Origin of the sequence: Streptomyces sp. TRM70350, from assembly GCF_019219825.1 — a bacterium.
GTDB lineage: Bacteria > Actinomycetota > Actinomycetes > Streptomycetales > Streptomycetaceae > Streptomyces.
Genome location: NZ_JAHUXH010000008.1, coordinates 121,251 through 137,273 on the forward strand (window position 1 = coordinate 121,251; position 16,023 = coordinate 137,273).

The following is a 16,023-nucleotide window of genomic DNA, read 5'->3' on the forward strand; positions in this document are numbered from 1 at the left end:
GCAACTCCTTTCAGGAGGAGGAGTTCAGGCGCTCGCTTCGACCCGCACGAAGAGGTTGTCGAACGAGCAGGTCACCGCGGCGTCGCTGGAGCGGTGCATCGCGGTGACCGTGTAGCTCGCGCCCGCGGTCAGCCCGTACAGCCGCATCTGGGTCGACACGGACGCGGCCACCGCACCGCCGTAGACCACGGCGGTCTCGTCGCTCGGGGGCAGGATCACGGTGCCGCCCTGGGTGATCTGCGGGGACATGAACCCGCTGGCGGTGTTGCTGTTCCCGGTCTGAATGCGCGCGCCCATGCTGAGCAGGACCGCGCCCGTGGGCGGGGCGGTGAAGGCGAGGGTCAGGGCCGCGACGGCGGTGTCCGTCAGGGCGGCCGTGTACGTCGTCGACGCGGTCTTCCCGGCGTCGTTGGACTGGGTGAACGCCGGAGGTGTCGTCGCCGTCAGCCACGCCGTGCCGTTCCAGCGCTGGAGGATGCCGTTCACGTCGCGGTACTGGCCGGGGTACGCGCCGGGCGTGGTGTCGCCGGGCAGGGCGGGCAGGATGCCGCCGACCGCGACGGTGGTAGGGCGCAGGTCGGTGAGGGCCGAGCCCCAGGGGATGCCGCCGGTGCCGGCGGAGGTGGCCGCGGCGACGGCCACCCGGAACAGCGGGAGGGACACCTCCGGCGCGGCCGGCGCGGCCGGGGTCGCGGCGGGGGTGCCCTGGACGATCTCGACGGCGGCCTCGGCGCGGCCGGAGCCGTCGTAGGCGTCGTCGTAGACGCGCAGGACGACCAGGTCGATCCGGCCGTACTGGGGGTCGCCGTCCGCGAAGGTCAGCGGTACCCCGTCGGTGAGGGCGACCGGGTAGGCGCCGCGGGACTCGGCGGCCTGGACGACGGCGCGGCCGGAGCTGACCGTCGCCGTCATGGTGCCGTCGACGCCGGCCAGCCAGAAGCCGGAGACGCGGTACTGGCCGTCGTAGGAGCCGGGCAGGATGCCCGAGCGGGTGGCGACCGGTGAGGCGGGGGTGAGGGTGCCGAGCGGGGCGACCCGGGTGTCCTCCAGGGTCTGGCTGTCGGCGGACAGCCACACGGAGCGTGCGTTCATGGGGATCCTTCCGAGCTGATCAGGACGCGGACTCGTAGGTGCCGTGGACGGACAGCACGTCCCCGGTGGCCCAGGCGAACGGGTGGCCCTTGTCCCAGATGTCGTTGGTGAGGGCCATGCCGTCGCGCAGGGACACGGCCGTGCCGCCGTTGGCGGTCGACAGCAGCGCGCTGCCCTGGTAGCTGAGCGCCGCGGAGGCGTCGAAGGCGATCGCGGTCAGCACGCGCCCGTCCAGCTTCCAGCTCGTGGACACCGGCGGGACGGGCAGCGAGAACGACCAGTTGCCGTTGGCGGCCAGGGCCGCCAGGTTGGTCGTCGAGCCGATCCTGAGGTAGATCCGGACGTGGACGACGGTGCCCGTCTTCACGTACGAGCCCGCCAGCTGGCCGTTGCCGACGCTCGGCGCCGTACCCGTGTCGGTGCGCCAGACCGGCGTGTAGTCGGTCCAGGCGGGGACCTGCTGGTACGACACCCAGGCCGAGCCGTTCCAGCGCTGCAGGACACCGGCGGAACTGTCCCGGTACTGGCCCGTGTAGCTGGCGGTCGTCACCGTGCCCGCCGGGGCGATGCCGCCCAGCGCGCTCGGATAGGCGACCCACGCGGAGCCGTCCCAGCGCTGCAGGGAGCCGCCCGAGTCGCGGTACTGGCCGGGGTAGGCGCCGTTGCCGGTGTCGCCGTACGCCGGGAGGATGCCGCCGATCGCGACGACGGACGTGCGCAGGTCCTCGACGTCGTCGTTCCAGTTGATGCCGCCGGTGCCGGCGCTGGTGCCGGCCCGCACGGTGACCCGGTAGATCGGCAGCGCGATGTCCGGCAGCGCGGGGTCGGCGGGGGTGACGGCCGGGGTGCCCCGGATGATCTCGACGGCCGCCTTGGTGAAGCCGGAGTCGTCGTACAGGTCGTCGTAGACGCGCAGGACGACCAGGTCGACGCGGCTGTTCGAGGCGTCGCCGTCGGCGAAGGTGAGGCTCAGGGTCTCGGGCAGGGTGACCGGGTAGGCGCCCTGGTTGCTGTCGGCCTGGATGACCGCCCGGCCCTCGTGGACGGTGGCCTGCATGGTGCCGCCGGCGCCCTCCATCCAGAAGCCGGAGACGCGGTACTGGCCGTCGTAGGAGCCGGGCAGGATGCCGGAGCGGACCTGGATCGGGTTGCTCGGGGTGGTTGCGCCGAGCTGGGTGAGGCGGGTGTCCTCGCGGGTCTGGCCGGTCTCGGCCACCCAGGAGCTGCGCAGGTTCACGGGTGTTCTCCTCTTTCTGGCTCGGGCGTCGTCACCACTCGGCGTCGCGCCAGCGGACGGTCATCAGGGCGCCGGCCGCGTAGGTGTCCGGGCGGAACGCGAGCTGGGCGCGGCCCGGTTCGAAGGCGAACAGTTCCTCGGGGCCGGAGTCGGCGGCCGCGGTGTGGCGGCGGGAGGCGGTGCCGTTGAGGGTGACCGTGCCGGCCGCGGTGTCGACGACCAGCTCGTCACCGGCGGCGAGGGTGATCTCGTAGCGCAGGCGGCGGGCGGAGGTGCGGTCGGTGACGGTCGGGTTGGCGCACGGGCCGGTGAAGGTGAGCTGGGGGTGGGTGGGCGCCGAGCCGCCGTTGGTGGCGGTGACGTCGCCGGTGGAGGCCGCCTCGCCCCAGTACAGCGGCCAGGTCAGCGGCCAGGTGAGGCCGCTCTCCGGCTGCGGGGCGCCGGTGACCGCGGTGTGCTCGGTGACCGAGTAGCGGCGCGGGTCGGTGGCGTACCACTGCACGGACGCGCGGGAGACGCCCTGGGTGGCGTACGTCCGGTCGGCGGTCAGCACGCGCTGGCTGATCCGGGCCCGGACGGCCAGCGTCTCGCCGTGCAGCCGAACCGCGAGCCAGCGCTCCTCGTCGCCGAGCAGCAGGGCCTGGCGCAGGATCCTGGTCGCGGTGAGGGAGGCGTCGGCGCCGTTCGCCGACGGCACGGTGTGCACGGTGCCGCCGACCTTGCGGGGCTTGGCGTAGCGGGCGCCGGGCCAGGCGCCGTGCGCGGTCGGGTGGTCGGCGTCCCCGGTGTCGTACTCCGGCAGGTCCTCCCAGCCCGTCAGGCCGCCGCGGTCGATCTCGTAGGGCGTGCCGGGGCCCAGCAGCAGTCCGGCCCACTGCATCTGCCCGTCGCGGGTGATGAGTGAGCCGGGGGGAAGGTCCTCGGTGTATGCGGTTGTGGTCAGTTCGGCCATGGGGCCGTCACCTCACTCTCGGGTTCAGGTGCATGCGTGTGCCGACGCGAGGAAGAGCAGGTCCTCGGCGGTGCTGCGGGCGCCCGACGTCTCGTGGAACGCGCGGATGCGGTGCGGGTGCCGGGGGCGTTTGCTCGTCAGGGCCCGCTGCCGTTCGAGGGCGGTGAGCGGGAGCACCCTGCCCGCGCGGCGCGCGATGCCGGGGACGGCGACGCCGCCCTCCGCCAGCATCGGGATCTTGTCCAGGTCGACGCCGAACTTCTTGCCGAGGAGGGAGAAGCTGAGGCTGTTGAGCCCGTCGATGACCCAGTTGGCGAAGGCGATCAGGCCCTGGATCGGGCCCTTGACCACCCCGGCGACGGTCTGGGCGCCGGTGGTGACGAACTGGCCGATGCCGCGCAGGGTGCCCGCGGTCGCCTCCTTGATCCGGGTGAACATCCGCGGGATGTCCCGGGTGATCCACTGCACGACGGGCCGGACCGCGTCCTTGAACCCCCGCCACACCGCGGACACCCTGCCCCTCAGCGCCCGGGTGTCGCCGGTGGTGAGCGCCCTCAGGACGGCGAAGCCCGTGCTGACGACCGCGCCGATACCGGTGATCACCCCCTTGATCAGGGCGAGACAGCCCTTGAAGTACGTCGACACCACCGACCGCACGGTCTTCATCACCGGCCCGATGACCGCCAGGTAGCCCTCGACGTACTTCAGTACGAGGGTGGCGAGCTGCCGCATGAGGCGTTGCCCGGTCTCGGAGTTGAGGGCGAGGCCGAGCAGCCAGCCGGCGACGGGGAGGAGCAGGCCGAGGACGAAGCCGAGGGGGTTGGCGCGGGTGAGGACGTTGATGGTCGTCATCACGACGGCGCCGATGGTCATGGCGGTGCCAAAGGTGCCGAGGAGGGTGCCGACGACACCGGCGGCCGCGATGAATCCGCCGATCAGGGAGAGCAAGCCGTTGTTCTTCAGCCTGCCCAGGGCGCGGGAGGCGGCCCGTGCCTTGCCGCCGACGGACTTCACGCCGGTGGCGGTGCCCTGCCTCAGCTTTCCCACGGACCGGGCGGCGGCCTCGGCGTTCGCCTTGAGCTGCCGCAGGGCCGTGCCGCCCTGGGCGGCGGTGCGGATGCGGTCGGTGGCGCCGGCGGCGCCCTTGACGCGGGCGGTGAGGGACTGGAGCGCGCCGGCGCCCTGGCCGAGGCCGCTGCGGAAGGCGCGGAGGGCGGGGGCGACGCCGGCGAGCGGGTTGACTGCCGCTGCCGCACTCATCCGCGCCACCCACGTGCCTTGGCCAGGTACATCAGGGCGTCGGCGGTGCGCTGCGGGCTGCTGGACTCGGTGGCGTAGTAGTTCTCGATGTGCAGGGCGCCGCCGGCGAAGGCGGGCGTCGGCCCGTACGCCGAGCCGCGTGCCGCCGCGCTGCGCAGCAGCCGGTCGAGCTTGCTGAGCGGCAGTACGGCCTCCGCCTCACCGGCCTCGGCGAGGATCGCGGGGACACCGCCGGAGCGGGGCATCACGACACCGCCGGCCGCGAGGGCGGGGATACGGGGCAGGTTGACGCCGAAGGACTTGCCGCCGACGCGGGGGACCCAGCCGGGGATGGACACCTTGATGCCGTTCAGGGCGCCGATCGCGCGGTTGATGATGCCGATGACGCCGTTGATCGGGCCCCTCACCGCGCTCTTGATGCCGTTGAAGGCACGACCGGCGATGCCCTTCAGGCCGCCCCAGATGCTGGACAGCCTGTCCTTCACGGCACGGAAGGCGTTGGGGATCGCCGACTTGACCCAGTTGACGACGGGTGAGATGACGGCCTTGATGCCCCGCCACACGCTGCTGACGACGCTCTTGATGGCCTTCAGCGCGGTGGTGATGACCTTCTTCCAGAGGTTGACGTAGGTCCGGATGACGGTGGCCACGGCCTTCACCACGGCGGAGATCGCGCTCTTGATGCCGTTCCAGACGGACCTGATGAGCTTGGCCGCGTTCTTCATGATCGGCCCGATGGCCTTCATGACCTTGCTGATCACGGACTTGATGGCGTTGAAGGCCGTCTTGAGGACCTTCTGCATCGTCTTCGACCTGGTCGCCATCTCGACGACTTTCTCGATGAGCGGCGCGAGCAGGTCCATGAGCATGCCGAAGAAGTTGCCCTTCATCGACTTGTTCATCTTGTTCTGGCCCTTGGCGGCCTTGGTGGCGCCGGACTCGTACTTGCCGAGGTTCTTGCCGGCGGTGGAGGCGGTCCTGCCGGTTTTACCGATGGACTTCTCGGCCTGGCCGGATGCGGTCTTGAGGTCTTTCAGTTCTTTTTCCGCGTCCTGAGCGGCGCTCTTGAGGCGCTTGACCTCACCCGCGCTGGAACCGGCCTTGCTCTTCAGGGCGTCGACCCCGCGGCCGGCTCCGTCCGCCTGGTCCTTGAATCTCTTGAGTGCCGAGGACGTGTTCTGCAGTGAACTGGAGAGGGACATGAATACGAAACTCCCTGCTGTCGGCGGTCAGATGGTGGCGATCGGACGAGGGACCGGGGCTATCCGAGGGTGCGCACCAGGGCCTGGACGCGCAGTTGGAGCCGTCGCACATCGGCATCCGCGCCGGAGAGGCCCCCGAGGGACGTCGAGCGGGCCGAACCGTCGTTGGTCCGTAGCGCGCGTCGGGTCTCGGCCGCCTTCCGCTGGAGTTCGTCGATCCGCTTGTTGGTGTTGCTGATCCGGACGTGCGCGTCGTTGGCCCGGTTCTGCAGATGACCCGCGGCGGTGTCGAGGCGGCCGAGCCGGGTCTCGATGCGCACGAGCCGCCGTTCGGCGTCGCCCTCGGGGTTGTTCCACCCGCGCCGGTCCTGCAGCCGGCCGATGGCCTCGTTGACCCGGTCGACCCACCGCGGGGTGAACAGCGGCTTGAACTCGATCTTGAACAGACTCCAGGACAACTCGACCGCGACGAGTGACGCGGCGATGACGTTGACGGCCGCGTTGAGGCCGTTGATTTCCTCCTTGGCGATGTTCCATTCCGACTTCTGACCGGAGCCCGCCGTCGGGGAGTACCAGTCGGGATCGTCGAATACCTTCCCGTTCTTCTCGCTCTGCTCCTTGTCCTGGGCCGCCTTCAACTGCTTTTCGAAGTCGCCGGCCGACAGCTTCGTTCTGATGTCCGCGGTCAGGGAGTCGATCTGCTTCTGCTGGTCTGTCTGTGTTTCTTTGAGCTGAGCGATCTGCTCGGCCGGTGTGGTCACGGAGTTCTCCTCGTTTCGATTCCGGACTGAACCCGGGGCCCCACCAACTCGGTGTTGTCCCAGGGGGGTTGTGGAATGCTGTGGAGTGAGCGCCGCAGCCCGCAGACGTCCGGAAAGAGGTAGTCATGCCCCGTGGGTCCGAGTCGTCCCCGCTTCCGTCGATCACGCTCCGGGGATACGGCGACAGCATCTGGCTGGAAGGCAGGGCCCTCCTGCTGGAGCAGAAGGGGTCACGTCGGCGGATACCGATCGCGGCGGTCGAGGAGGCCCGGGTCACGGGCCGCGGCGGCCGGTCGGTCGAGGTGGTGCTGTGGGGCGAAGGCGGGGTTCCCGGGCCGGTGTTCGCGGTGCAGGGGCGGGACGCGGAGGCCGCCCTGCGGCTCGTGGAGGTGGTCAACCGGGCGCGGCCGGAGACGGGGCCCCCGCAGGGCGGGGCGGCTCTGGTCGACGTGCTGGCGGTGGGACCGGCGGAGGCCAGGCGCGGCAACCGGCGCAGGCGCGCCCTCGATTTCGCCGTTCTCGCGGTCTACCTCGGCGGTATCGCCGGGCTGGCCATGGCGGGGAGACCGTTTCGGGCCCTGCTGTGGGCGACCGGGGTGCTGCCCCTCGCCCTCGGCCTCCTCCTCGTCGGGCCGGCCCTCGTCGCGGCGCGCCGGCGGTGGGTGCTGAGGAAGCGGGGGGTCGCGGTCGTGGCGGTGTTCGCCCACGGCGGCGGCCAGAAGAAGTACTACCGGTACAACGATCTGGCGGGCGGTGTGCACGAGATCCGGGCCGACTACGCGGCGCGGGGGATCGGCGGCGACTCCGGGCGTATCGAAGTCGTCTACGACCCGGAGGACCCCGGCACGGCCGTCTGTTCGCTGGCTGTCGCGACCCTGGTCTTCAGGACGGCGGGGGTGGTCCTGCTCGGGGTACCGCTGGTGCTGCTCGGGATCGCCATGACCGTGGGCCAGGCGCTGGGCCTGCTCTTCTGACGACTCCGGTCGCGCCTGGCGCCCTCGCTCGGAAAGCCGCGTGGCCGTGCCGGGCCCGGGCCCTACGGCCGTCGTGGGCGGCCGGCGACCCGTCCGGCCTCCGTCAGGGCGTCGGCCCAGCCGGCCGCGTAGGCGCGGGACTCGCGGGTGAGGAGTTCCTCGTACAGCCGGTCCAGCAGTGCCTCGCGGTTGGGGGCGGGGGTGTGCAGGAGGCTGGCGAGGCGGGTGTAGGAGTCGGTCGGCTGCTGCGGGGAGTCACTCGTGCGAGTCGCCATGTCGGCCTGCTTTCCGGGATCCATCGGGCTGGTGGTACAGGTGGCGCCTGCGGGGGTGTTCGGTGCCTCTGTTCGAACAAGTGTACGAGTAATCCTGTGGAGCCCGTCGGTGTTTGTCGAGAGCTTTCGGTCGTGTACTGGTCCGGACCTGCGGGGACGTGCGTGTGTGATGGAGGGCGGGTGAAGGTGTCGGCAGGTCGCTCGACTAAGATCCCGCTTCGTACTGCCGTCGTGACGCACAAGTGAACAGGCGGGCGCCCACCAGTGACCACGGGCCCTGGCCGGCGACGGTGGACGGCTACGGCGGCCGTCCTCGCGCGGGGGGCGCGCAAGGGCAGGGGACGAGAGCAAGGCCAATGGGGTGGAAGCGGACGCTGGTAACGCGCGGCATGAACATGAACATGAACGTGATCGTGATCGTGCTCGGCTGATCGACTGGCTCGAACAGTCACCCGACCTGCCCCATCTCATCGCCCGCGTCTCCGAGATCGTCCACCGGCTCGGCTACGCGCCCGAGGACCTGGTCGTCCTGCCCCGGCGCGAACTCGACCGGCGCGAGCTCGCCGCCTACAGCGCCGGCTGGGCCGACGTCGTCGCCGAGCAACTCCCTCCGATACGGAAGGCGTACGAGGAGCGGATCACCGCTGCCTACCTCCAGGGCCAGGAGGACGCCCGCACCGGCCGCCGCCCTCGACGGGCCCGGCGAGCCGAGGGCGTGGGGGGTGGCGAGGGTGACGTCATACCGCTCCCGTATGTTCCGCTGCTCGATCCGCCCCGCGTGATGACGCGAGTAGAGGAACGGGGGGAGCGGGAACGGACGTTGGCCGAGGGCGGGGACCGGATCGAGGGCGGGCGTGGCGCCGAAGGAGGGCGTGGCGCCGGTGACAGGGACCGGACCGGGGCCGGGCGTGGCGCCGAGGGCGGGGACCGGATCGGGGCCGGGCGTGGCGCCGACGGCGGGGTCCCAGCCGAAGGAGGGCGTGGCGCCGAGGGCGGGGACCGGATCGGGGCCGGGCGTGGCGCCGAGGGCGGGGACCGGATCGGGGCCGGGCGTGGCGCCGAGGGCGGGGGCCGGATCGAGGGCGGGCGTGGCGCCGAGGGCGGGGACCGGATCGGGGCCGGGCGTGGCGCCGACGGCGGGGTCCCAGCCGAAGGAGGGCGTGGCGCCGAGGGCGGGGACCGGATCGGGGCCGGGCGTGGCGCCGACGGCGGGGTCCCAGCCGAAGGAGGGCGTGGCGCCGAGGGCGAGGACCGGATCGAGGGCGGGCGTGGCGCCGACGGCGGGGGCCGAGCCGAAGGAGGGCGTGGCGCCGACGGCGCCGGTTCCGGTAAGGGACCCGAGGCCGACATCCTCGTCTCGGCCCGCGATGTGCGGGACCGGCAGCAGCCGGTCAGGCCCGATCGGCGCAAGGTCGTACGGCGGAACGGGCGGCCGAGTGTGCCTCCGCTCGCCAGGCCCGGCGAACCGGCCAGTGGTGCGCGCGAGCGGGTGCGGACGGAGGGGCCGGAGCCACAGGACCCCGACCGGCCGCGGCTGTCGGAGAAGGCGCGTGCTCTCGCCGACGAATTCGAAGGCAGGGCCGCGGCGACGGCGCGGGGCAAGGACGAGAAGCCTGGAGCAGATCCCGGCTCGCGTTGAGCCCGACCAGGTCCCAGGTGGCGGCGGGTGTGTGGCCGTACGGTGCGCGGATGACCGTACGGCCCACCCCCGGCCGGCGCTGCTCAGCCGAAGAACCGGGCGAGCTGAGCCGGTGACGGCGCCGCTGCCGTGCTGTCCTCCCGGCCCGCTCCGGACTCCTGACCCTCCGTCGGCGCGTCGTCGCCCGGACGCGGCACCGGCACCGGAGGATCGGGCAGGTCGCCCTCCTCCGCCGTGTTGACGCAGGCGAACATCCAGTTGGCGGCGGCCAGATGGTCCACGACGGCGGCGAGGAGATGGTCGGTCACCGACCACTCCGCGGCCTCGCCGTGCAGCTCGCGGTTGAGCGCGCTGTCGCGCGGCAGGTGCTTGATGAGCACCGCGAGCCGCCGGGAGGAGAGTCGTTCGCGGTGCCAGTCGAGCAGGTCGGTGCCGTAGTAGCGGAGCAGGTCCGCTTCGAGGGCCTCGGCGTGTTCGTCGACGAACCCGACGAGGCTCAGCCTTCCCCCAGGCCGAGCCCGGTCTCCTTGCCGTAGGCCTCCAGGATGGCGGCGATGTCCTGCATGGTGACCTCGTGCTGCTCGAAGCGGGCGAACTGCTGCTCACCCATGAGCAGCCGGAGCAGCCCGTCCACGTCGTTGTCGTCGAGGCCCCGCAGGGCGCGGGCGGTGGCGCGGGTCAGCTCGGTGGGCAGGGTGAAGGTCTCGTCGTCCAGGTCGAAGGACCAGGTGCGGCCGAGGGCTTCGAGGCGCTGGGCGCGGGCGGCGTTGACGTCGAAACGGGTCATGTGGGGCGTACTCCTCTGCGACAGGGAACGATGGGGAACGCGGGAAGTGGTACGGGGCGGGGCGGCGGGTCGCCGCCCCGCCCTTGGGGGATCAGCCCGCCGCGTAGGAGCTGTCCTTCATGACGAAGCTCGCCAGCGGGGAGCCGTCCGGGGTGGCCATGGCCGTGAAGGTGATGCCGAGCTGGGCCGGCGCCTTGCGGGCCAGCTTGATGTCGTCGGCCGCGGTGACCTGGCCGCGCGGGATGCCGAAGCGGTACGTCACGTCGGTGCTGCCCGACTTGTCGGTGAACTCCAGGCCGAGGGCGCGGGCGTCGGCGTACGGGCGGTCCGCGATGTCGTACTTGTAGACACCGGTGGGCGTGGTACCGCCCAGGGCGCTGACGGCGCCGCCGCCCATGAAGAACGGCAGCGTGTCCTCGTTGAACTGCAGCAGGGAGAACTTCAGCGTCAGGTCCCGGTCGGAGTAGACGAAGTGCACCGGGCTGACCGCCTGCCAGACGTCGACCGGCTCCAGCTTGTCCTTCTTGCTGAAGGTGACGCCCTCGCCGGAGGTGTAGCCGAGGTCCTTCCAGTCGGCGCCCCAGTCGGCGGCGGTGTTGCCGTCGGTGACGGTCTCCGGTACGGCGGTCCCGGCGGCGGCGACGTAGAGCCGGCCGACGCCGGCGAGGCGGATCTCGGAGGTGTTGGTGCCTGCCATGGTTCGTGCTCCTTGTGGAGAGAGGGTGGTGAGGTGCCGTGCGCGGGGGCCTTGGCCGTTTCCGGGCACGACGAAGGCCCCGCCGGGTGACGGGGCCTTCGGTCTCTGGGGTGGTGCGGTGTGGTGCGGTCGCGGTCAGTGGACGGTGACCGCGACCTTGAGGACGCAGACGTAACGGTTGGCCGCTGCGTACAGGTAGTCGGGCAGCCAGCGCGGGCCGTCCTGCTCGACCACGTCGGTGATGAGGTTCGTGCCGTACGTCCGGCCGGCCGCGGCCAGCAGCGCGCGCCGGCCGGCGTTGGCCAGGGTGTGTGCGGTGGCCTTGTCCGGGCCGTACACCTCCAGCTCGATCAGCGGCTCGTCGACGTGCAGCTCACCGACCCAGGCACCGCCGCGCCGGTTGACCAGCACGGCGGCGGTGGTGCCGTTGAAGTCGGAGGGCGGTTCCACCGCGACGAGCGCGGTGGACAGGGCCGAGTCGGCCTCCAGGATGTCGACGACCAGCCTCTCGACTTCGAGGAAGGCGCTCGGGGGAGGTACGGGTGTGGTCATGCCGGTTCACCTCGTAGGCGGCGGGGCGCACGGGGCGCCGGGATGCAGACGTCGGCGGAGCCGCCGCCCGCCCTGCGGGCACAGCTCCGCCGCTGCACCAACTGTGACAGATATCGTGCGCGCACGCAACTAATGAGGTGGGCGGGCTTCGGGATTCCGCTGGGGTAGAGGTGTCCGCAGGCGCCCTGCCCGCCGTACGCCGACCCTGGCGCCGCACGGGGGAGACGCCGGGCGCCGCATGCAGAAGGGGCGCCCCGCGATGTCGATGGGCGCCGCATGCAGAAGGGGCGCCCCGCGATGTCGATGGGCGCCGCATGCAGAAGAGGCGCCCCGCGATGTCGCTGGCGCCCTGGTGGTACCGGCGGTCGGCCCGCCGCCGCATCCGCTGAGGGTCCGCTCCGGGTCAGCCGGAGACGAGTGACGGCTCCTCGGCGGTGGCGTTCTCGGTCGCGGGCGTCCGGCGTCGCCGCCCGCCGCCCTGTCCGCCCTGCCCGGCCTCCGGCGTCTCCTCGTCCCCCTCCGCCGGCAGGAACTGCTCCACCACCCGCACGAACATCTCCCGCCGGTCCGCCGGCACCCCCAGCAGTTCGGCGACCTCCTCCAGGGTGGGCCTGCGCCCCGGGTCGGGCCGGACGGGGTCGGAGGTCAGGTAGGCGTGCGGGTCGGCCAGTTCCTCCGCGGTCAGCCGGCCGGAGCGGATCAGCATGTCGCGGACGGGCACGCCGAGCACGCGGGCGAGCCGGCGGGTGGTCTCCAGGTCGGGCATGCTCTGCCGCTGCAACAGCCGGGTGACGGCGGCGCGGTGCACGCCCGCCTCGTCCGCGATGCGCGACTTGCCGCCGCCGCGCGGGCTGTCGATGTCGTAACCGCGGCTGCGCATCAGGTCCTCGACCCATGCTGCGAACGCATCCAGTTCGGGGGTGGTCATGTCTGCTCTCGCTCTCTGTGGGTGACGGAAAGTTTAGCGTGCTTGCGCACGCGGAATTACGTGCTTTCGTGCAAGCAATGAGGGGGTTCGGTGCTGACGTGCGACGGGGAGGCCGCCGCTGATCGTTTTTAGTTGCGGGCGCGCACGCAATCTGTCAGGGTGTGAGCCCCGTTCGTGAAACGACCTTGGAGGCTCCCTTGCCCGACCGGCCGACCGCACAAGCGGCCCTGTGGATCGGCGTGCTGGCCCAGCAGTTCCCGGAACTGTCCGAGGAACTGGCCCCCGGCCGCACCTCGGCGGCACACGCCCCGACCCCACCGCCCGCCGACCTCGGCGCCCGGCTCCGCCAGGAGCGCGAGGAGGCGCTGCTGCTGCAACAGCGGCACGGCCTCACCGCCCCCGGCCACAGCGCGGCCCCGCTCCGCCTGCATGTCTCCGACGCCATCCGGGACATCACGGACGGCGTGGTGGAGCTGGAGGAGGCGGTACGGGACCGGCTCGGCCTGCCCCGGGCACGGCGTGCCCCGGTGCCGGAACGGCTGCGGCGCATCGCGGCCCTGCTCGACGACATCGCGGGGGACGCCGTACTCGCCGCGCACGTACGGGACGAGACCCGCCGTATGGCACGGCGGTGCGCCCGTGCGCTGGGCGACACCGAGACGGTCGTACGCGTCCTTGGCCGCTGCCCCTGGTGCGACTCGGTCTCGCTGCGTGCCTTCCCCGACCGCCGCGCGGTGCTGTGCATCAACCCGGCCTGCCGCTGCGCCGACCCCGACTGCGGCTGCCGCGACGACCCCGCCTACCGGCACATGTGGGACGAGACGGAGTGGTCCCGCACGCAGCAGGAGGCGGGCCGATGAGCATCCCGGAACGCCCGACCCTCATTCCCGGCCCGCTGGCCGCCCGTGAGGTCGGTGTGGCCCCGGCGACCATCCGCAAGTGGGTCCAGCTCGGACACCTCAGACCGGCGGGCAGGGCCGGGCGTGCCCAGCTCTTCCGCCTGGAGGACGTGTTCGCGGCGGAACGCGCGGCACGCGGCGCGACGGACGACGGCAGGGCCCGGCGCACCACCCGCCGGGCGGCCGACGGCGACGTCTACGGAACGCCCAGCTCGAACAGCACGTAGTGCGCGTACCACCCCGACGCCGGTGCCGCGATCGCGAAGAAGACCGTCAGGGTCGGCCACCCGAGCCTGCTCATCGCGGCGGCCGGGGCGAGGAGGAGCGGGAAGCAGGGGAGCAGGTAGCGGGAGGTGTTGCCGAAGATCTGCTGGGTGCCCAGGACGCTGACGATGCTCGCCAGCGTGTAGGCGACCAGCACCAGCGGCGGCCGCTTGCGCAGCATCAGCGCGATCAGGAACGGCAGTGCCAGCACCAGCTGGACGGCGAGCAGGTCGGGGACGGAGAAGGCGAAGGCGTAGCCGTGCTCCCCGACGGCGGTGTTGGCCAGCACGTCGAGGGTGTAGGAGCCGAAGTCGAAGAAGTGCGCCCACCCCTCGCGCTGGAGCGTGAAGTACGCCGTCAGCTCGCCCATGCTGAGCCCGACCCAGACGACGTAGGTGAGCAGGCCGAGCGGCGCGGTGATCATGGCGTAGACCGGCCCCGCCACGCCGTGCTTGCGCCGGCTCTCCCGCCGCGCCAGCGTGACCAGCGCTGCGAGCCCCACGGCGCCGATGAGCGCGGCGGACGTGGGCCGGTTGAGGCCGGCCACGAAGGCGAGCAGCCCGGCGGCCACCCAGCGGCCCTTCATCACGCAGTAGCAGCACCAGGCGGCGATCGCCACGAACACGGACTCCGAGTACACCGCCCACTCGACGCCCGCACCCGGCGCCACCGCCCACAGCCCGGCGGCGATGGTGCCCGCGCGGGCGCCCGCGAGCAGCGAGATCACAGCGTAGATACCGGCGGCCGCGACGAAGGACGCGATCACCGAGACAAGGATCCCGGACCCGTACAGCCCGAGCCCGGTCACCTCGGAGGTGCCCCGGATCAGGCCGGGATAGAGCGGGAAGAACGCGACGGAGTTCTGTTCGACCGTGAACATGCCGCCGGGATCGAGCCGCCGCAGCGGCCCGGGTTCGTACCCCTTCTCCGCGATCTGGAGGTACCACCAGCCGTCCCAGGTCGCGAGGACGTCCCACCAGTGCGCGCCGCCGCCGAAGCGGGGGTTCTTCTCCCGGTAGCTCCCGGAGGCCATCAGCAGGGCGGCGAAGACGACGGTCCCGACGAGCTTGACGGCGCCGTAGAGGAGCAGGGGATCGGCGTACGGCCGCAGCCCGTCCGGCACCCTGGGGCGCCGTACCCAGCGGGGCCGCTCCGCGCCCTGGTCGTCGGACACGGCGGAATCCGTCGCCGTGGAACTGGCAGCCGTACCCATGCCTGTGGTCCCCCCTCGGCCCGATCACCGGGGCCCGGGCGGGGCATCACAGTCCGGGTGATCGTGAAACATCTGTCATAAGATCCCCACAGCGTCGCACATGTGTGCAAGGCTGCGGGGGCGGGGTCCGGCCGGGATCGGCCGAACAGGAGATTTTGACGCGGCAGGCGCCGCCCGGTCGGCGCCGGGCATTTGTTTTGACCGCAGCGTATGCGGTAGGTACGCTCAGACCTTGTGCCTGGGGTGTGCCCTGGCTCTCGTGCGTGCCTTCGACCGCATGGGGAGTCCGAGAGCGGCCACCGTAATCTGCGCTTCTTTCTGCCTTGCGGCGGGAGTCCGCGGGATTCGACACACCCGACCGCGTGGGTCGGCGACGTTCCAGGTTAGCTGTACCCATCGGCACACAGAAACCGGAGAAGTAGTGCCTACGATCCAGCAGCTGGTCCGCAAGGGCCGGCAGGACAAGGTCGAGAAGAACAAGACGCCCGCACTCGAGGGTTCCCCTCAGCGTCGCGGCGTCTGCACGCGTGTGTTCACGACCACCCCGAAGAAGCCGAACTCGGCCCTGCGTAAGGTCGCGCGTGTGCGTCTGACCAGCGGGATCGAGGTCACCGCTTACATTCCGGGTGAGGGACACAACCTGCAGGAGCACTCCATCGTGCTCGTGCGCGGCGGCCGTGTGAAGGACCTGCCGGGTGTTCGCTACAAGATCATCCGTGGCTCGCTCGACACCCAGGGTGTCAAGAACCGCAAGCAGGCCCGCAGCCGCTACGGCGCCAAGAAGGAGAAGTAAGAATGCCTCGTAAGGGCCCCGCCCCGAAGCGCCCGGTCATCATCGACCCGGTTTACGGCTCCCCCCTGGTGACCTCCCTGATCAACAAGGTGCTGCTGAACGGCAAGCGCTCCACCGCCGAGCGCATCGTCTACGGCGCCATGGAGGGCCTGCGCGAGAAGACCGGCAACGACCCGGTCATCACGCTCAAGCGCGCTCTGGAGAACATCAAGCCGACCCTCGAGGTCAAGTCCCGCCGTGTCGGTGGCGCCACCTACCAGGTCCCGGTCGAGGTCAAGCCCGGCCGTGCCAACACCCTGGCGCTGCGCTGGCTGGTCGGTTACTCCCGCGCCCGTCGCGAGAAGACCATGACCGAGCGTCTGCTCAACGAGCTCCTCGACGCGTCCAACGGCCTCGGTGCCGCTGTGAAGAAGCGCGAGGACACGCACAAGATGGCCGAGTCCAACAAGGCCTTCGCGCACTACCGCTGGTAGTCGCTACCCCATCGAGAACCGAGAG

General features: G+C 71.6%; 18 protein-coding genes and 1 pseudogene. 6 read left to right on the top strand and 13 right to left on the bottom strand.

Annotation, left to right across the window (positions count from 1 at the left end):
* Positions 1-24 precede the first annotated feature (24 nt).
* From KWI83_RS15460 to KWI83_RS15485, 6 genes are read right to left on the bottom strand one after another with little or no spacing between them, the layout of a single operon-like run.
* Entirely contained in the window at positions 25-1,092 is a 1,068-nt protein-coding gene (locus tag KWI83_RS15460) for a hypothetical protein (RefSeq protein WP_218514941.1), read from the bottom strand.
* A 19-nt stretch (positions 1,093-1,111) separates the two neighbouring features.
* Entirely contained in the window at positions 1,112-2,329 is a 1,218-nt protein-coding gene (locus KWI83_RS15465) for a hypothetical protein (protein ID WP_218514942.1), read from the bottom strand.
* Between the two features lie 31 nt (positions 2,330-2,360).
* On the bottom strand, positions 2,361-3,281 hold the full coding sequence (locus KWI83_RS15470) for a phage tail domain-containing protein (RefSeq protein WP_218514943.1): 921 nt from the start codon (positions 3,279-3,281) through the stop codon (positions 2,361-2,363).
* A 24-nt stretch (positions 3,282-3,305) separates the two neighbouring features.
* Positions 3,306-4,541, bottom strand: coding sequence for a tape-measure protein (locus tag KWI83_RS15475; RefSeq protein WP_218514944.1), 1,236 nt, complete (start codon positions 4,539-4,541; stop codon positions 3,306-3,308).
* Positions 4,538-5,743 (bottom strand): phage tail protein, encoded by a 1,206-nt coding sequence (locus KWI83_RS15480; RefSeq protein WP_218514945.1) that lies wholly within the window; start codon positions 5,741-5,743, stop codon positions 4,538-4,540. The genes KWI83_RS15475 and KWI83_RS15480 overlap by 4 nt, the downstream gene beginning before the upstream one ends.
* 59 nt (positions 5,744-5,802) lie before the next feature.
* A complete protein-coding gene (locus KWI83_RS15485) occupies positions 5,803-6,504 on the bottom strand; it encodes a hypothetical protein (RefSeq protein WP_218514946.1) in 702 nt (233 codons plus the stop codon).
* Positions 6,505-6,629: 125 nt separating this feature from the next.
* Between KWI83_RS15485 and KWI83_RS15490 the strand changes: the two genes are divergently transcribed.
* Positions 6,630-7,478 (top strand): hypothetical protein, encoded by an 849-nt coding sequence (locus KWI83_RS15490; protein ID WP_218514947.1) that lies wholly within the window; start codon positions 6,630-6,632, stop codon positions 7,476-7,478.
* A gap of 62 nt (positions 7,479-7,540) precedes the next feature.
* Here KWI83_RS15490 and KWI83_RS15495 read toward each other — a convergent pair whose 3' ends face one another.
* Positions 7,541-7,753: a hypothetical protein gene (locus KWI83_RS15495; protein WP_218514948.1), complete on the bottom strand. Its 213-nt coding sequence runs from the start codon at positions 7,751-7,753 to the stop codon at positions 7,541-7,543.
* Positions 7,754-8,114: 361 nt separating this feature from the next.
* Here KWI83_RS15495 and KWI83_RS15500 point away from each other — a divergent pair, with 361 nt between their 5' ends.
* Positions 8,115-9,392: a hypothetical protein gene (locus KWI83_RS15500; protein ID WP_218514949.1), complete on the top strand. Its 1,278-nt coding sequence runs from the start codon at positions 8,115-8,117 to the stop codon at positions 9,390-9,392.
* 83 nt (positions 9,393-9,475) lie between these two features.
* Here the strand turns inward: KWI83_RS15500 and KWI83_RS15505 are convergent, their stop codons facing one another.
* From KWI83_RS15505 to KWI83_RS39765, 5 genes are all read right to left on the bottom strand, one after another.
* On the bottom strand, positions 9,476-9,772 hold the full coding sequence (locus tag KWI83_RS15505; protein ID WP_308122062.1) for a hypothetical protein: 297 nt from the start codon (positions 9,770-9,772) through the stop codon (positions 9,476-9,478).
* 116 nt (positions 9,773-9,888) lie between these two features.
* The gene (locus tag KWI83_RS15510; RefSeq protein WP_218514950.1) at positions 9,889-10,179 is read right to left on the bottom strand and encodes a hypothetical protein; all 291 of its coding nucleotides are present in this window, start codon (positions 10,177-10,179) and stop codon (positions 9,889-9,891) included.
* A gap of 91 nt (positions 10,180-10,270) precedes the next feature.
* The gene (locus KWI83_RS15515; protein ID WP_218514951.1) at positions 10,271-10,876 is read right to left on the bottom strand and encodes a phage tail protein; all 606 of its coding nucleotides are present in this window, start codon (positions 10,874-10,876) and stop codon (positions 10,271-10,273) included.
* A 135-nt stretch (positions 10,877-11,011) separates the two neighbouring features.
* Positions 11,012-11,428, bottom strand: coding sequence for a hypothetical protein (locus tag KWI83_RS15520; RefSeq protein ID WP_218514952.1), 417 nt, complete (start codon positions 11,426-11,428; stop codon positions 11,012-11,014).
* A 403-nt stretch (positions 11,429-11,831) separates the two neighbouring features.
* Entirely contained in the window at positions 11,832-12,356 is a 525-nt protein-coding gene (locus KWI83_RS39765; RefSeq protein ID WP_218514953.1) for a helix-turn-helix transcriptional regulator, read from the bottom strand.
* 197 nt (positions 12,357-12,553) lie between these two features.
* Here KWI83_RS39765 and KWI83_RS15530 point away from each other — a divergent pair, with 197 nt between their 5' ends.
* Positions 12,554-13,216: a hypothetical protein gene (locus tag KWI83_RS15530; RefSeq protein WP_256362306.1), complete on the top strand. Its 663-nt coding sequence runs from the start codon at positions 12,554-12,556 to the stop codon at positions 13,214-13,216.
* Positions 13,213-13,392: pseudogene (locus tag KWI83_RS15535) on the top strand (hypothetical protein); the annotation flags it as partial. The gene KWI83_RS15530 and the pseudogene KWI83_RS15535, both read left to right, overlap by 4 nt.
* 59 nt (positions 13,393-13,451) lie before the next feature.
* On the opposite strand, the gene KWI83_RS15540 reads toward KWI83_RS15535, so the two are convergent.
* Positions 13,452-14,732 (bottom strand): glycosyltransferase family 39 protein, encoded by a 1,281-nt coding sequence (locus KWI83_RS15540; RefSeq protein ID WP_218514955.1) that lies wholly within the window; start codon positions 14,730-14,732, stop codon positions 13,452-13,454.
* Between the two features lie 421 nt (positions 14,733-15,153).
* Between KWI83_RS15540 and rpsL the strand changes: the two genes are divergently transcribed.
* Both rpsL and rpsG read left to right on the top strand, forming a co-directional pair.
* Entirely contained in the window at positions 15,154-15,525 is a 372-nt protein-coding gene (gene rpsL / locus KWI83_RS15545; RefSeq protein ID WP_003948652.1) for a 30S ribosomal protein S12, read from the top strand.
* Positions 15,526-15,527: 2 nt separating this feature from the next.
* Positions 15,528-15,998 (top strand): 30S ribosomal protein S7, encoded by a 471-nt coding sequence (rpsG, locus tag KWI83_RS15550; RefSeq protein WP_003998848.1) that lies wholly within the window; start codon positions 15,528-15,530, stop codon positions 15,996-15,998.
* The last annotated feature ends 25 nt before the right edge of the window (positions 15,999-16,023 follow it).